Raw genomic sequence first — 16,924 nt, forward strand, 5'->3', positions numbered from 1 at the left:
TGAAGCCCCTATTACCAACTACCGGTGGTCAAAAAGACGGGGGATCGTTCTGCAGGAAAGAAGTGCGATGGGTCCGCAAAAATCGGGCGCAAAATGTGTAGAGACGGTGATGCCCGACAAGATCGTCAGGTGCGGGATTGCCGGCATAACAACCCAGCGCCGCCGCTCCCTGTCCGATCGTTGATCGCGTCCGCGTCGCGGAAACTGCCCGGTAACGCCAGCCCCCAGCCAACAGAAATGCGAGCACAATCGCGAGCACAATCGCTAAATCTCAGCGCCAGCCTGGGTAATCCGCCGGCCGCTGCCCCATCGCGGGGCAAAACTTTGCACCGTGCACACTCTTCTGGCAAACATCGGCTGATAAACGACTTTTTATGTGCACACTGCCCATCGCATTGTGTCACCCATGCCTTGATTTTGTTGGCATATCTCTTGCTACCTCTCTGCCATCGCCATTCGGATAGCCACTCAGAGGTTCCACAATGTCAAACAGCAATGATTTTCCGCTCGTCGAAGCGCCCGCCTCCGGGCGTAAGGGCCTGTTTTCGATCTCCATGGTTCTGTTCAGCTTTACCTTTTTTACCGGCACGATGTTCGCCGGCGGCAAACTTGGCGTCTCTTTTTCGATCGTCAACCTCCTGTGGATTGCGGCGATCGGTAACTTTCTGCTGGCTCTGTATGCCGCTTCCCTCGGCTGGATTGCCGCACGCAGCGGGCTGAATACCGTACTGATGGGCCGTTTTTGTTTCGGGGAAATCGGCAGCAAGCTCGCCGATTTTATTCTCGGCTTCGCCGAACTGGGCTGGTACGCCTGGGGTACCGCGACGGTCGCCATCTCGCTGGTCAAAATCCTCGCCCTGCCCGCCGCCATGACCATCCCGCTGATGATCCTGTTCGGTATCCTGTTCTGCGTCACCGCGCTGGTGGGCTACAAAGGGCTGGATGCGCTGTCGCGCGTGTCGGTGCCGCTGATGTTCATTCTGCTGGTGGTCTCGATGTACCTGGCCGCCCACCACGCCGGCGGCTGGCAGGCAATGACCAAAATCGCCCCGGGCGAGACCATGACCTGGTCGGCGGCGATCACCATGGTCTTCGGCACCTTCGCCAGCGGCGCCACCCAGGCGACCAACTGGACGCGGCTGGCCAACTCCAGCCGCACCGCTATCCTCGCCAGTATGAGCAGTTTCCTGATCGGTAACGGGCTGATGATTGTGGCCGGCGCCTGGTGCGCCATCGTCTACCAGCAGGCCGATATTGTGGAAGTGCTGATTTTGCAGGGGCTGTCGGTCGCCGCGGTGGTGATGCTGTGCCTCAACCTACTGACCATTCAGGGGCCGACGATTTATAACGTCTCGGCGGCCGCCTGCCACCTGCTGCGCAGCGAGCGCCGCCGCACCCTGACCGTGGTCGCCGCCGGCGTTGGCATTCTGCTGGCCATTGGCGGGATGTATGAAATGCTGATTCCTTTCCTGGTGCTGCTGGGCAGCATCATTCCGCCCATCGGTGGCGTTATCCTCGCCGACTACTGGTTTTATCGCGGCGGCCGCTATCCGCGGCTGCACACCGCCCGCTTACCGCGTTTTAACTGGCTGGGGCTGAGCGCCTACGCCGTGGGCGCGGTGGTGGCTTACCTGTCGCCGTGGATCGCCCCGCTGGTTGGCATTACCGTTTCCGCGCTGGTCTATATCGCGCTGACTCGTCTGAGCAAACGTCAGCCCGCCGCTGATTCGGTCGCGGAGCAGGAGTCATGAGCCTGACGGTCAGCGAAATCCTCGCTCTCGAGGGACTCTCGGCGATGCGGCTGCGCGCGGGGCAGCAGGGGCTCCAGCTGGCGGTGCGCTGGTACTACGTCGCGGAAAATGAAAATATCGCCGAATGGATCATGGGCGGAGAGCTGGTGTTTATCACCGGGATCAACCATCCCCGCGATGAAGACAACCTGATCCATCTGCTGATGGAGGGCAAGCAGCGCGGGATCGCCGGCATGGTGATCCTCACCGGGGACCAATATATTCAGACGATCCCGCCGCGATTGATCGCGCTGGCGGACGAGCTGGGCATTCCGCTCATCGAACAGCCCTATCTGCTCAAAATGGTGATCGTCACCGAACGCATCGGTACCGCGCTGGTGCGCAGCGAAAACGCGCTGCAGTCGCAGCGCGATATTCTGCTGCAGCTGTTAACCGGCGACTATCCCGATCTGCAAATCCTGCATCAACGCGCGCTCCACCAGCAGCTGGATTTTACCCGTCCGCTGCGAGTGGCGGCCCTGCGCCTGGAAGGGATCCCGCGCCTGTTTCGCCAGCTTCCGCCGGAGCAGGCCGAAGCCTGGCTCCAGCAGGCCCGCCGCACCGTGCGCCAGCGCCTGCAGCAACAGCTCAATCAGCAGGGCAACCCCTTTCCCCTGGTCGAACGCAGCAATATGTTTCTTTTCCTGCTCCCGGATGAAGAAGGCGAGTTTTATCAGCACAAAAAGTGGCTCCAGGCGTGGCTGCATGCGCTGGCGGAAGGCGACGACGGGCTGTCGCTGCTGTGCGGTCTTTCGGCGCCGGTGCAGCAGCTGCAGGGCTATCAGCGGGCGCTGTCGCAGGCGCGTCAGGCGCTGGACCTCAGCGATAGCCTGCGTCCGGCCCAGCGTATCAGCGATTACCAGCAGCTGGGCTTTATCAAGCTGCTCTCCGCCGTCAGCGACCCCACCCTGCTGAGCGATTTTATGCACGACACCCTCGGCTGCCTGATCGAGCCCGATCGCAAAAGTCCGTGGCTGCTGATGGAGACGCTGGAAACGCTGCTTCAGGAGAGCGGTAACGTGGTCAGGGCCGCCGAACGACTGGGCATTCACCGCAACACGCTGCATCAGCGTATTCAACGTATTGAAAAGCTGACCCGCAATCCGGTCAGCCATCCGCAATTTCATCTCAACGCTTCGGTCGCCCTGGCGATCTGGCGTATGTCGCAAAACCATTTACGGGAACAACCATGAAAATCATCAACGCGCGTCTGCGCCATCAAGAAGCGCTCTATACCCTTGAATTACAGGACGGTCTGATTAACAGCATCACTCCGCAGGCCGCCGCGCAGGCGGCTGAAACCAGCGATATCGACGCGCAGCAAAAGCTGGTTATCCCGCCGTTCGTCGAGCCGCATATCCACCTGGATGCTACCCTGACGGCGGGCGAGCCGGAGTGGAATATGAGCGGTACGCTGTTCGAGGGTATCGCCCGCTGGAGCCAGCGTAAAGAGAGCGTCACGGTAGAAGATACGCGCCAGCGGGCGCTGAAAACGATCGGTATGCTGCGCGATAACGGCGTACAGCATGTGCGCACCCACATCGATGTCACCGACCCCTCCCTGACCGCGCTTGAAGCGATGCTGGAGGTGAAAAAAGAGGCCGCCCATCTTATCGACCTGCAGATCGTCGCCTTTCCGCAGGAGGGCATTGAGTCCTTCCCCGGCGGGCGCGAGCTGATGACCCGCGCCATCGAAATGGGCGCCGACGTAGTGGGCGGCATTCCGCACTACGAAAACACCCGCGATAAGGGCGTCAGCTCCCTGAGCTTTTTAATGGACCTGGCCCAGCGCCACGGCTGCCTGGTGGACGTACACTGCGATGAAACCGACGACCCGCAGTCGCGTTTCCTCGAAGTGCTGGCGGAAGAGGCCCGGGTGCGCGGCATGGGCGCGCAGGTCACCGCCAGCCATACCTGCGCGATGGGTTCCTACAATAACGCCTACTGCTCGAAACTGTTCCGTCTGCTCAAGGCCTCGGGCATCAACTTTATCTCCTGCCCGACCGAAAGCATTCACCTGCAGGGGCGCTTCGACAGCTGGCCGAAACGCCGCGGCGTGACGCGGGTGGCGGAGCTGGACCGCGCCGGGATTAACGTCTGCTTTGCTCAGGACTCCATTCAGGATCCGTGGTACCCGCTGGGCAATGGCAACATCATGCGCATTCTCGACGCCGGGCTGCATATCTGCCATATGCTGGGCTATGAAGATTTGCAGCGCTGTCTCGATCTCATTACCGACAACAGCGCCCGGGCGCTGTGCCTCGGCGACAACTACGGTATCGCCGAAGGCCGCCCGGCAAACCTGCTGATCCTTGATGCGCATAACGACTATGACGCGGTGCGCCGTCAGGCCAAAGTGCTGACCTCCATTCGTCACGGCAAGATCATTATGCAGCGCCAGGCGGAACAGATTCACTACCCGGCCTAAGCGCAACGTTGACGCGGTACGCATCCCGCGTCAACCCGCTGCTCGCGCAGGGATTTATGTGATACCTTCTTACTACTTTTTTGTGCCGACCATGGGCTCCCGCGTCGGCATGGGCTTACTAAGAACAACCCGTACCCTGACACTATGAGCGAAAAAAAATGGATTAAGGCTGAGGATGTTGCCCGGCTCGCTGGGGTCTCCCGTTCCGCGGTATCCCGCACCTTTACGCCCGGCGCATCGGTGGCGGAAAAAACCCGGCAGAAGGTCCTCGCCGCGGCGGAAACGCTGGGCTATCAGGTCAATATCATCGCCCGCGCGATGAATACCGGCAGCAGCAACTTTATCGGCATCGTCACCGCCGGGTTTGATAACCCGTTCCGCAGCAAGCTGCTGTCGCCGCTGGTCCACCAGCTGGCGCTCAACGGGTTTATGCCGCTGCTGATGAACGCCGACGATCCGCAGCAGCTCGCCCCGTCGCTCAAGCAGCTGCTGAGCTATCACGTCGCGGGCGTCATTATCACCTCCGGAGCGCCGCCGCTGTCGCTGGCGGAGGAGTATCTGGAGCGAAAAATCCCGGTGACGCTGATCAACCGCCACGCCGATCTGGCCGGCTGCGATCGCGTATGCAGCGACAACGCGCAGGGGGCGAAGCTGGTGGCCGACCTGTTTGTTCAGCGCCAGTGGCGACAGGCCGGGTTTATCGGTGAAAGTCTGGATAACTTCAGCACCCGGCAGCGCTACGACGCGTTCATTGCCCATGCGCAAGGCATCGACGTTGCCGCGCACTTCTGCGAAAGCAGCGGCTATCAGGCGGGCTTTAGCGCCGCCAGGCAGCTGCTCGCCGCGCATCCGCAGCTGCAGGCGCTGTTCTGCGCCACCGATATGCTGGCGCTCGGCGCGCTGGACGGTCTGCGGGCGGACAATCCTGCCGCCTCGCTACCTGCCATTATCGGATTCGATGATATCCCGCAGGCGGACTGGCAGCCCTACCAGCTGACCACCGTGCAGCAGAATACCGCTCTGCTCGCCCACCATGCGGTGGATCTCCTGGTCACGAGGATCGCTAAATTCAACCTGCCGTCACGTCATCGCGAAGTGCCAGTGAAACTAATTGTTCGTCAGAGCGCGAAATGAAAAATTCATTTTATGCCAGCACGATCACAGAATATTATTTTTAATCCATCCACACTCACTTCGCCCTTCGGGGCTGTTTTTTCACATACAATGCACACGTGTGCAAAATGGAGAATAAGCATGAAATCCCTGGAATCAGATGCGCTGCAGGCCCGCTATCGCCTGGCCTGCGAGCTGGCGCAAGCCGGTGCTGAACTGGCATTCGAATACTATCAGCAGCGCGACCGGCTGGCGGTGGATCATAAAGGCGACGACCTGCAGGACGTGGTCAGCGTCGCCGATAAGCGGGTCGAGGCGTTTGTTAAGCAGCGCATTATCAGCGCCTTTCCGCAGGATGGTTTTCTCGGCGAGGAGAGCGGAACGCAGATGCCTGACGCCCGCGTGCTGTGGGTTGTCGACCCTATCGACGGCACCAGCTGTTTTCTTAACGGTCTGCACACCTGGTGCCTGTCGATGGCCATCGTCGCCGATGGCGAACCGGTTATCGGCGTGGTGTACGACCCCAACCATCGCGAGCTGTTCCACGCCCTGAAAGGCCAGGGCGCATGGCTCAACGATGCGCCCATCGCTCCGCATCCGGCGACGACGGTCAAAGAGGGGGTGATGGGCGTCGGGACTTCGCACCGCGTGACGCCAGCGGTTTTTCTGCCCTTTCTCAATGCGCTGCTTAGCGACGGCGGCATGTTTATCCGCAACGGCTCCGGAGCGCTGATGAGTGCCTGGGCAGCGGCTGGCCGGCTCATCGGTTACTACGAACCGCACATGAACCCGTGGGACGGGCTGCCGGGGCTGGTGCTGATGCGCGAAGCCGGCGGCCTGAGCAATGACTATCTGGCGGAGGATGGGATTCGTCATGGCAACCCGCTGCTGCTGGCCAGCAAGACGCTCTATCCACAATTAAAAAACATGCTTTATCACCCATTACCTTAACCCGTATCGGGTCAGGCTTTATCTGATTATGTACTCTACACAAAGACAATATGCCCTCAATAATTCGAGTTGCAGGACAAGGCACTTTTGCCGTGAACAGCGCTTGCGCTGGCCCCGAAGGGGCGAGGCCGGGTAACGCGGCAAGTGAGCGGGGTGAACGACAAGTCTGTCTGGAACAGATTTGAACGCCGTGTAGCGGCTGCCCGTAAGGGCGAGGCCCATGAATGGGTCGAGTAGACCGCAGCCAACGCACATGCAACTTGAAGTATGACGGGGATAAACCTCACGGACGAACCACGCTAATCAGTCAGGCCTCCGACCTTCGGAGATACCATTATGTCTGGAAGAATTATCGCATTTTTTCGCGCTTCGCCGCCCAAAGCAGGCGCGCAGTTCGATGAACAACGCTTTCGCCGCGTACGCTGGCAAACATTTTTAGCCATGACCGTCGCCTACGTGACCTTTTACGTCTGTCGGCTGTCATTTACCGTCGCCAAAAGCGCGCTCGTCGAGCTGGGTATTTCTCCTACCGAGCTGGGCATGATCGGCTCGGCGCTGTTTTTCAGCTACGCCATCGGCAAACTGGTTAATGGCTTCGTTGCCGATCATGCCAATGTGGTTCGCTATATGAGTCTCGGCCTGCTGCTGAGCGCCGGGATGAACCTGATGATGGGGATGACCAGCAATGCCCTGCTGCTGGCGGTTTTCTGGGGGATCAACGGCTGGGCGCAATCGATGGGGGTCGGTCCCTGTGCGGTATCGCTGGCCCGCTGGTACGGTTATAAAGAGCGCGGCACCTTTTATGGTATCTGGTCAACCGCCCACAACATCGGCGAAGCGCTGACCTACATGGTGATCGCCGCCGTCATTGCGGGTTTTGGCTGGCAAATGGGCTATTTGTCCACGGCAGCGCTCGGCGCCGTCGGGGTGGCGCTGTTGCTGCTGTTTATGCGCGACTCACCGCAAAGCTGCGGCTTCCCGTCAATCAACGTGATTCGCGACGAACCGCAGGAAGAGGCGGAAGTCCGCGGCTCGGTGTTTAAAAACCAGCTGCTGGCGCTGCGCAATCCGGCCCTGTGGACGCTGGCAATGGCCTCGGCGTTTATGTATATCGATCGCTACGCGGTGAACTCGTGGGGGATCTTCTTTCTCGAGCAGGATAAAGCCTACTCTACCCTTGAAGCCTCCGGAATTATCGGGGTTAACGCCATCGCGGGTATTGCCGGCACCATTATCGCCGGCGTGCTCTCCGACCGCCTCTTCCCGCGTAACCGCAGCGTGATGGCCGGGTTTATCAGCCTGCTCAACACCGGAGGCTTTGCGCTGATGCTCTGGTCGCCGCACGGCTACTACACCGACATTCTGGCGATGATTATCTTCGGCGCCACCATTGGCGCATTGACCTGCTTCCTTGGCGGACTGATTGCGGTCGATATTTCGTCGCGCAAAGCCGCGGGGGCAGCGCTCGGCACCATCGGTATCGCCAGCTACGCGGGTGCGGGACTCGGCGAGTTTCTCACCGGCATCATCATCGATAAAACATCGATTATCGAAAATGGCAAAACGCTGTACGACTTCAGTACGCTGTCGCTGTTTTGGGTAGGCGCCGGCGTGATGTCCGCGCTATTCTGTTTTACCACCGCTGCGATTGTCGCCAGACGACACGCGATAGAACGCCAGACCTCATTCTCGTCGTAACCATTTAATCTATAAGGAATATTTTATGATGCCTGTACGACATCAGGTTTTACTACGCTTGTTGTTTGCCTGCGCCCTGCCGCTGCTGGTCGCACCGGGGCATGCCGCCGCGCAGTTTGAGCTGGAAAAAGTGGTTGAACTCAGCCGCCACGGCATTCGCCCGCCGACGCCGGGCAACCGGGAAGCCATCGATGCCGCGACCCAGCGTTCGTGGCCCCAGTGGACCACCCACGACGGCGAGCTGACCGGCCATGGCTATGCCGCGGTGGTCAATAAAGGGCGCGAAGAGGGCGTGCGCTTTCGCCAGCTGGGCCTGCTGACGGCGGGCTGCCCGGCGAACGGCGAAATTTACGTTCGCGCCAGCCCCCTGCAGCGCACGCGGGCCACCGCCCAGGCGCTGGTGGACGGCGCCTTTCCCGGCTGCGGCGTAGCCATTCATTACGTCAGCGGCGACGCCGATCCGCTGTTTCAGACCGATAAGTTTGCCGCCACGCAAACCGATCCCGCCCGCCAACTGGCGGCAGTGAAAGAAAAAGCCGGCGATCTGGCACAGCGTCGGCAGGCGCTGACTCCGGTGATTCAGCTGCTGAAAAATGCGGTCTGCGTGCCGGACAATCCTTGTCCGGCGTTCGACCAGCCGTGGCAGGTCGAGCAGAGCAAAAGCGGCAAAACGTCGATTAGTGGACTGAGCGTGATGGCCAATATGGTTGAGACGCTACGCCTGGGCTGGAGCGAAAATCTGCCTCTCAGCCAACTGGCGTGGGGTAACATCACCCGCTCCAGCCAGATCACCGCCCTGCTGCCGCTGCTGACGGAGAACTACGATCTGAGCAACGATGTGTTTTATACCGCGCAAAAACGCGGTTCGATTCTGCTCAACGCCATGCTGGAGGGGGTCAAAGAAGGCGCCACGCCGGACGTGCGCTGGCTACTGCTGGTGGCGCACGACACCAATATCGCCATGGTGCGTACGTTAATGGATTTTAGCTGGCAGTTGCCGGGGTACAGCCGGGGCAATATCCCGCCGGGCAGCAGCCTGGTCCTGGAACGCTGGCGCGATACCCATAGCGGTAAACGCTATCTGCGCGTCTACTTCCAGGCGCAAAGTCTGGACGATTTACGTCGTCTGCAAATCCCGGACAGCCAGCATCCGCTGCTGCGCCAGGAGTGGCGTCAAGCGGACTGCCAGACGACCGAAGTCGGAACCCTGTGCCCTTACCAGGCGGCGCTGACAACGCTCGGCCGGCATATCGATCCGCACGCGGCTCCGGCGGTCGATATGGTTCTGCCGTGATTGGGCGATCGTGCCCGCACGCTTGTCAGGCGGCGGCTGACGCCTTTCCTGACCGACAAAAGCCGATCTGATCCCGCCCCGTAAGCCCGGTAAGGCGTCAGCCGCCGCCGGGCATTTTAAAGAGGCGCGTTACCCATATAGCCTGACAGGAAGCGATGGGAATCACTGCGCTTTAACTCAGGCTTTTTCCGCTGCAAACGCCCCGGCCGCCACCTGTTCCGGGGTGACCACGCCGCTATCCAGCACCCAGCCGCTAATTAATGCCGCGGGGGTGACGTCAAATGCCGGATTGTAAACGGCGGCATCTTTCGGCGCCCACTGCACCGCGCCAAAGCTGCCGGCGACGCCGGTCACTTCCGCTGGCGCCCGCTGCTCAATCGGAATCGCCTCGCCGTTCGGACAGTGGCGATCGAGGGTGGTTTGCGGTGCCGCCACGTAGAACGGAATACCGTGATACTTCGCCAGTACCGCCAGGGAATAGGTGCCGATCTTATTCGCCACATCGCCGTTAGCGGCGATCCGGTCAGCCCCGACCCATACGGCGTCAACCTCTCCTTTGGCCATCAGGCTGGCGGCCATCGAATCGGTAATCAGCCGGTAAGGCACCCCCAGTTCACCCAGCTCCCAGGCGGTCAGCCGACCGCCCTGCAGCAGCGGTCGCGTCTCGTCGACCCAGACATTTTCCACCAGCCCGCGCTGATGGGCCAGCGCAATCACCCCCAGCGCAGTCCCTACGCCCGCCGTTGCCAGACCGCCGGTATTACAATGCGTCAGCAGGCGGCTGCCCGGCGTCACCAGTGCGCTGCCCGCCTCGGCAATGCTGGCGCACAGCTGTTTATCTTCTGCGATCAGGCGCAGCGCTTCCTCTTCCAGTGCCTGGGCATGATTCTCTTCCGCCAGCGCCAGCTTCATGCGATCGAGATTATTCATCAGGTTTACCGCCGTCGGGCGCGCGGCCCGCAGCGTTTCCAGTGCCTGGGCCAGTTCATCCCGGCTGAGGCCGCGCCGGGCCAGAAGCGCCAGCAGCAGGCTGGCCGACAGGCCGATTAGCGGCGCCCCGCGTACCCGCAGGGCGTGAATATGGTCCACCAGCAACGAAACGTTATCCGCCGCCAGCCAGCGTTTTTCCTGCGGCAATGCCTGCTGATCAAGAATAAAAAGCTGATTTTCGCTTACCCGCAGGCTGGTGGTCTGTAGTGTCTGCATATCGTTAAATCCCTGTTGCGTTGTTGTATCACATTGTGTCAGGATGAAATCCAGAAGTATAGACGTCTGAACGGCTTAATCAGAACTTTTGAGGATCGAGGCAATGTCGCAATACCATACCTTCACCCCCGGCGATGCCGTGGCATACGCACAACAATTTGGCGGCATCGATGACCCGTCGGAGCTGGTGTCCGCGCAGGAAGTGGGGGACGGTAACCTCAACCTGGTCTTTAAGATTTATGATACCCACGGCGTGAGCCGCGTTGTCGTGAAGCAGGCCCTGCCCTACGTTCGCTGCGTCGGTGAATCCTGGCCGCTGACCCTCGACCGCGCTCGTCTCGAGGCACAAACCCTGGTGGCACACTACCAGCACGCCCCGCAGCACACGGTGAAAATCCACCACTTCGACCCCGAACTGGCGGTGATGGTGATGGAAGATCTCTCCGATCACCGTATCTGGCGCGGCGAGCTGATTAACAATGTTTACTATCCGCAGGCCGCCAGCCAGCTGGGGGAATATCTGGCCCAGGCGCTGTTTCATACCAGTGATTTCTACCTCCATCCGCATGAGAAAAAGGCTCAGGTCGCCCGGTTTATCAATCCGGAGATGTGCGAAATCACCGAAGACCTGTTTTTCAACGACCCGTACCAGATTCACGAACGCAATAACTACCCGGCCGAACTGGAAGCTGAAGTGGCCGCCCTGCGTGACGACGCGTCGCTCAGGCTGGCAGTCGCGTCGCTGAAACATCGCTTCTTCTCGCATACCGAAGCATTGCTACACGGCGATATTCACAGCGGCTCCATTTTTGTTGCCGAGGACAGTTTTAAAGCCATCGATGCGGAGTTCGGCTATTTCGGCCCGATAGGTTTTGATATCGGTACCGCCATCGGCAACCTGCTGCTGAACTACTGCGGCCTGCCAGGGCATCTGGGCATTCGCGATGCCGCCGCGGCTCGCGAACAGCGTCTGCACGATATTCAGACGCTGTGGAATACTTTTGCCGAACGCTTCCACTCTCTGGCAGCGGAGAAAACACGCGATGCGGCGCTGGCCTGGCCCGGCTATGCCTCCGCGTTCCTGAAAAAAGTATGGAACGACGCGATTGGCTTCTGCGGCACCGAGCTGATTCGCCGCAGCGTCGGCCTGTCCCACGTCGCCGATATAGAGACGATTCAGGATGAGGCCATGCGCCACGAGTGCCTGCGCCACGCAATCACCCTGGGTAAAGCGCTGATTGTGATTGCCGACCGTATCGACAGCGTCGAAGAGCTGGTGGCACGGGTGCGCCAGTACAGCTAAGCGCAGTCTGTATGCCGGGTGACGGCTGACGCCTTACCCGGCCTACGGCCCTTTGACATCTTCCCGGCCTACGCGCCTGACGCCTTATCCGGCATCTCGTCCGGGGTTTTGTAGGCCGGGTAAGCGCAGCGCCACCCGGCAAAAAACTACCCGAGATACTCAATCACTGACAACCCGCCGTTGTAATCCGTGCTGTAGATAATTCCCTGCGCATCAACAAACACATCGCAGGACTGAATGACCTGCGGGCGACCCGGACGAGTATCCATCATTTTCGCCGGTGCGGCCGGTACCAGCGCCCCGGTCTCCACCGGACGATAAGGGTTGGAGATATCGTAAGCGCGAACGCCCGCATTCTGGTAAGTGGTAAAAATCAGCGTTGAGCTAATGAAACTACCGGGGCGATTCTCATGCAGATTATGCGGACCAAAGTGCGCCCCTTTTGCCACGTAGTCGGCTTCATCCGGCGGCGGGAACGTGGCGATACTCACCGGGTTTGTCGGTTCGCGGATATCAAACAGCCAGATCAGCTTCTCCCCATCCTGCTGGTTATCAAGCACCGCTTCATCCAGCACCACCAGCAGATCCCTGTCCGGCAGCGGCAGCGCCGTATGGGTTCCGCCGCCAAACGGCGGGCTCCAGTTGCGATGGCTAATCAGCGTCGGCTGTGTTCTGTCCTTCACGTCGAGCAGCGTCAGGCCACCGTCGCGCCAGCTACCGTAGGCGGTATCCCCGGCGATAATGGCGTGATGCAACGCGTAGCGCTTGCCCTGTGGCCAGTCCGCCGTCTCCCCTGCCGCCAGGTTCATCCCCGGCAACCACCAGCGTCCGGCCACTTCCGGTTTGCGCGGATCCGCCAGATCGATGGTCAGGAAGATATAATCGCTAAAACCGTCGATCAGCGCAGAAACGTAGGCCCAACGACCGCCAACGTACCAGATTCGATGAATGCCGATACCGCTGAGGGACAAAAAACCTATCTCGCGCGGATGCTCCGGATGCGAAATATCGAACACCCGCAGCCCGGCGCTCCAGCCCTTATCCTGCACATCGCTGACCGTCTCGCCCACCGAACGGGTGTAGTAAACTTTCTCGTCGGCAAAGCGAGCGTCGGCAAACAGATCGCGGGCATTGATGACCAGCAGCAGATCATCATGCGCCTGCAAATGCACGTTCCAGGTCCCCGGCGGCGCGGCGATGTAGTTTACCGCTTTCGGACGCGCCGGATCGCGAACGTCGACCACCGAAAAGCCCTGCGATACCATATGACCGATATACGCAAAGCCACGGTGCACCATGAGCTGGACGCCGTCCGGGCGTCCTCCCTGATCGCTATGCCCAATCAGCCGCATATTGCGGCTGTAGTCGGGGCGCGGTAATTCAGTCTCAGTCACCTTGAGCTCCTTTTGCCGGATAGCGGCAGCGCCTTATCGGGCCGACGAAACCGCAGACCCGGTAAGCGCAGCGCCAGCGGGCGTTACTTGTTTTTTGCTTCCAGCGTGGCAAACCACGGGGCGATAAAGTCTTCCGTCTGGCCCCAGCCCGGAATGATTTTACCCAGCGAGGCAACGTTCACCGCCCCCGGCTGCGCCGCCAGCAGCGCCTGCGGAATAGCCGCCGCTTTGAAGTCATAGGTTGCAGGAGTCGGCTCCCCGGCAATCTTATTGGCGATCAGGCGCACGTTAGTGGCGCCGATAAGCTTCGGATCCACCGCCACGCTCACTTTCCACGGGCTGCCGGATTCACGCATCAGCTGCAAATCCTGGTTAGAAATATCAATGCTGTAGAGTTTGATTTCGCTGCGGCCGTTCTCCTTTAGCGCTTTATAAGCCCCCTGGCTGAACGCATCCCAGGTTCCCCAAATCGCATCGATCTTGCCTTTCGGATATTTCGCCAGAATCGCCCCAACTTTATTGGCGGTATCGCCCTGCACGTCGGAAGAGACGGCGCCAATCGACTCCAGCTCTTTAATCCCCGGGTTTTGCTTAAGCAGCGTCTGGTAAGCGGCCTGGCGGCGTTCCATCGGCGGGAAGCCGGCGACCCACAGTTTGACGATGTTGGCTTTACCGTTGAAATCTTTCACCAGTTGGCCAAAGGAGAGCTCAGTCAGCGAAGCGTCATCCTGCTGGGTGACGGTGACACCCGGGATCTCGCCGTTAACCGCAGTATCGAACACGGCAACTTTAATCCCGGCGTCCACCGCTTTTTTCACCAGCGCGGTCGAGTACGGATCGCGTCCCTGGGAGAGAATAATGCCGTCGTATTTCTGGCTAATCGCCTGGTTAACGAAGTCCTGGAATTTGGCGTCATCGCCGTTGCTCAAGAAGGTGCTGATTTTGAAACCGAGCTTTTTACCCTCCTGGATGGCCCCGGAGACAAACTGGGTGGTGTTATCGTCGGAACCAAGATTACGGATCACCGCGATACGAATCGGGCCGCTATGTTCGGCAATCGCCGCCGGAATCGGCGTCGGAGTTTCAGCAAAGGCCGCCGCAGAGTTGAACAACCCCAATGCGATGAGTGAAAGCGTTATCTTTTTCATGGTGTTTACCCTGTAAAATTTTATGTGCGGCGCTGAAAGTAGGTCAGTGCGAGCGCGCCAGCCAGCACCAGCCCTTTAATAATGTCCATGGCGTAGTACGGCACCGACAGCATCACCAGGCCGTTGGAGAGCACGCCAAGAATCACCGCCCCCACCAGCGTGCCCAGCGCGTTCGGTTTACCTGAACCCGCCAGTGAAAAGCCTATCCACGCCGCCGCCACCGCATCCATCAGGTAGCCGCTGCCGGCATTAACCTGCGAGGAACCGATGCGCGAGGCCAGTAAAATGCCGCCCAGCCCGGCCAGCAGCGAGGCGATAACATAGGCCGCCACTTTATAACGGGTGATGCGCAGCCCGGAGAGCCGTGCGGCCTCTGGGTTTCCGCCGATGGCGTACATTCTCCGCCCGTGCGTGGTGAACGAGAGCGCCAGCTGAGCCACCACGGTCACCACCAGCATCACGATCACAATCGTAGGCACCTGTCCCAGCGCACCGAAGGCGGCCGGAATCACCCCTTCCGCCATGTCGCCACTCGGCAATACCATGTTCTCGGTAATCGAGCCGCCGTAGCTGTAGGTCATTGCCACGCCCTGAATCACAAACAGGCTGGCGAGGGTAGCCAGCATGTCGGGAATGCGCAGGACGACAATTAAAAAAGCGTTGAATAGCCCCACCAGCGTACAGAGCGCCAGGGTGATAAGGATCGCCTCGGTGGTGCCGAAGCCGTGCCAGACAAACAGCGAAATCACCAGCGCGTTTGCCAGCGAAGCCGTTGACCCCACCGACAGGTCAAAGCCGCCAATGGTTAACGACACAGAGACGCCGATCGCAATCACCGTCACGATGGCGATGGAGCGCAAAATGTTGATGATGTTGAACGGGTCGAGGAAGTTGTCCGAGGCGAGGCCAAAAACGGCAATCAGCGCCACCACGGTCAGCAACATGCCCCATTTATAAAGAAAATCAAAAAATCGCTGACGACCCGATGCCGTCGCGTTAACTGTCAGGGCCTTGCTCACGCTGCTGCTCCTCCGGTGGAGTAATAAAGTAGTGTCTCTTCCCGGGCCTCAGCGCCCGGAATTTCTGCGACGATACGGCCATCCCACAACACGCAAATGCGGTCGCACAATCCCACCAGTTCAGAGAATTCGCCCGAGGCATAGATAATCCCCTTCCCGTCTCGCGCCAGCCCGTCGATCAGGGTGAACAGGTCGGTTTTTGCTTTCACATCGACACCCTTGGTCGGCTCATCGAATATCAAGACGTTGGCGTTGCCGCGCAGCCATTTGCCGATCGCCACTTTCTGCTGATTGCCGCCGGAAAGCCGGCGCAGGGTCTGAGCCGGACCGGTGGTACGAATCCCGATCCGGGCGATCACCTCTTCCGCCCAGCGCCACGCCTGGCGATGGCCGAACAGGCTCCAGCGCGAAAAGCTGTTATCGGCGCTGACCGCCAGGTTCATGCCGATCGGTTCTTCGATAAAAATGCCCTCTTTGCGTCGCTCTTCCGGTACCAGCGCCAGCCCGCGCAGCACAGAATCTGCCGGGTCGCGAGGCCGCCACGGCTGGCTGTTCAACTCCCCGCGCGTCAGGCGGCTTTTGCTGGCGCCAAACAGCGCTTTGCACAGTTCGGTTTTTCCCGCGCCGGCCAGACCGGCGATACCGAGAATTTCGCCTTTGCGCAGCCGCAGCGAAATATCCTGCAACAGCCCCTCGTCATGCAGACCGTCAACCTGTAACAGAACCTCTTCGCCGTGGGGCGGGCGTTTCGGCGGGAAGATATCGCTCAGCTCGTGGCCGAGCATCTTCTCGACGATCTGCTCGCCGCTCAGATCGTGCATCGGGCTGCTTTCAATCAGCTTTCCGTCGCGCAATACCGTCAGGGTGTCGCAGATAGCCTTCAGCTCATGAATACGGTGGGAGATGAACACCACGCCGATCCCCTGCTGCTGCAGACGGCGTACCACTGTAAACAGGCGCTCACTTTCATGTTGATCCAACGGCGCGGTGGGTTCATCCAGAATTAAAAACCGGCAATGGTGCGACAGCGCGCGGGCCAGCAGAATTTGCTGCTTCTCGGCCAGGGTACAGCTGTCGATGGGGCGACGCACATCGAGCGTAATATCCAGCTGGGCCAGAGCCTCGCGCGCCTGCTCACGCACTGCGCGCCAGCTGAAGCCCAGCCCCGGCTCCGCCAGACGATCCAGCATAATGTTTTCCGCAATGGACAGGCCGGGCACCAGCGCCACATCGACCTCCTGCTGCACCAGATGAATGCCCAGCAGTTTCGCATCCCGCGGCGAGCGAACGCTCACCGGCTGATTATTGATGACGATCTCGCCCTCATAATGGGCGTGCGTTCCGCACAGCACCGCCATCAGCGTCGATTTCCCCGCCCCGTTAGCACCGGTCAGCGCGTGTACCGACCCTCCCCGCAGGGTGAACGCCACATTGCTCAGCGCCCTGAAACCGGAAAAGGCCAGATTAATGTTGTTCATCTCAAGACGATTCACTGTCATCCGCCGGGACCTTTACGATTAATATTCTGATTTAACGAATTTTTCACAGCCGACCTTGACTGACAACTGCGTAAAAGGCAT

Annotated in this window: 13 protein-coding genes; 8 read left to right on the top strand and 5 right to left on the bottom strand. The window is 59.9% G+C overall.

Translation table 11 applies throughout. The features are described 5' to 3' along the window. Positions 1-482 precede the first annotated feature (482 nt). The 7 genes from codB to AC236I_RS17870 all read left to right on the top strand — a co-directional run bounded on the left by codB (position 483) and on the right by AC236I_RS17870 (position 9,274). A complete protein-coding gene (gene codB / locus AC236I_RS17840) occupies positions 483-1,751 on the top strand; it encodes a cytosine permease (RefSeq protein WP_004859431.1) in 1,269 nt (422 codons plus the stop codon). After that, positions 1,748-2,983, top strand: a complete 1,236-nt coding sequence (locus AC236I_RS17845) for a PucR family transcriptional regulator (RefSeq protein WP_015584912.1) — start codon at positions 1,748-1,750, stop codon at positions 2,981-2,983. Before codB ends, AC236I_RS17845 begins: the two co-directional genes overlap by 4 nt. Further along, positions 2,980-4,218, top strand: a complete 1,239-nt coding sequence (gene codA / locus AC236I_RS17850) for a cytosine deaminase (RefSeq protein ID WP_088912098.1) — start codon at positions 2,980-2,982, stop codon at positions 4,216-4,218. Before AC236I_RS17845 ends, codA begins: the two co-directional genes overlap by 4 nt. Before the next feature lie 144 nt (positions 4,219-4,362). Next, complete coding sequence (locus AC236I_RS17855; RefSeq protein WP_004859419.1) at positions 4,363-5,352, top strand: LacI family DNA-binding transcriptional regulator; 990 nt, start codon at positions 4,363-4,365, stop codon at positions 5,350-5,352. A 120-nt stretch (positions 5,353-5,472) separates the two neighbouring features. Next, positions 5,473-6,282 (top strand): inositol monophosphatase family protein, encoded by an 810-nt coding sequence (locus tag AC236I_RS17860; RefSeq protein ID WP_004859418.1) that lies wholly within the window; start codon positions 5,473-5,475, stop codon positions 6,280-6,282. 336 nt (positions 6,283-6,618) lie between these two features. Further along, on the top strand, positions 6,619-7,980 hold the full coding sequence (locus tag AC236I_RS17865; protein WP_088402172.1) for an MFS transporter: 1,362 nt from the start codon (positions 6,619-6,621) through the stop codon (positions 7,978-7,980). A gap of 25 nt (positions 7,981-8,005) precedes the next feature. Beyond that, positions 8,006-9,274, top strand: coding sequence for a histidine-type phosphatase (locus AC236I_RS17870; protein ID WP_213894175.1), 1,269 nt, complete (start codon positions 8,006-8,008; stop codon positions 9,272-9,274). Between the two features lie 177 nt (positions 9,275-9,451). Here AC236I_RS17870 and mtnA read toward each other — a convergent pair whose 3' ends face one another. Then, positions 9,452-10,480, bottom strand: a complete 1,029-nt coding sequence (gene mtnA, locus AC236I_RS17875) for an S-methyl-5-thioribose-1-phosphate isomerase (RefSeq protein WP_004859407.1) — start codon at positions 10,478-10,480, stop codon at positions 9,452-9,454. Positions 10,481-10,583: 103 nt separating this feature from the next. Between mtnA and mtnK the strand changes: the two genes are divergently transcribed. Continuing rightward, positions 10,584-11,783 carry an S-methyl-5-thioribose kinase gene (gene mtnK / locus AC236I_RS17880; protein ID WP_104896177.1) on the top strand — a complete coding sequence of 400 codons (1,200 nt, stop codon included), beginning with the start codon at positions 10,584-10,586 and terminating at the stop codon, positions 11,781-11,783. A 146-nt stretch (positions 11,784-11,929) separates the two neighbouring features. Here the strand turns inward: mtnK and AC236I_RS17885 are convergent, their stop codons facing one another. The 4 genes from AC236I_RS17885 to AC236I_RS17900 all read right to left on the bottom strand — a co-directional run bounded on the left by AC236I_RS17885 (position 11,930) and on the right by AC236I_RS17900 (position 16,843). Beyond that, positions 11,930-13,135, bottom strand: a complete 1,206-nt coding sequence (locus AC236I_RS17885; protein ID WP_182925161.1) for a hypothetical protein — start codon at positions 13,133-13,135, stop codon at positions 11,930-11,932. Between the two features lie 125 nt (positions 13,136-13,260). Beyond that, positions 13,261-14,325: a sugar ABC transporter substrate-binding protein gene (locus AC236I_RS17890; RefSeq protein ID WP_004859396.1), complete on the bottom strand. Its 1,065-nt coding sequence runs from the start codon at positions 14,323-14,325 to the stop codon at positions 13,261-13,263. A 20-nt stretch (positions 14,326-14,345) separates the two neighbouring features. After that, positions 14,346-15,344 (bottom strand): ABC transporter permease, encoded by a 999-nt coding sequence (locus AC236I_RS17895; protein ID WP_004859391.1) that lies wholly within the window; start codon positions 15,342-15,344, stop codon positions 14,346-14,348. Next, positions 15,341-16,843, bottom strand: coding sequence for a sugar ABC transporter ATP-binding protein (locus tag AC236I_RS17900; protein ID WP_004859389.1), 1,503 nt, complete (start codon positions 16,841-16,843; stop codon positions 15,341-15,343). The genes AC236I_RS17895 and AC236I_RS17900 overlap by 4 nt, the downstream gene beginning before the upstream one ends. Positions 16,844-16,924 lie beyond the last annotated feature (81 nt).

The sequence above is a fragment of the Klebsiella sp. Sb-30 genome (genome assembly GCF_057652795.1).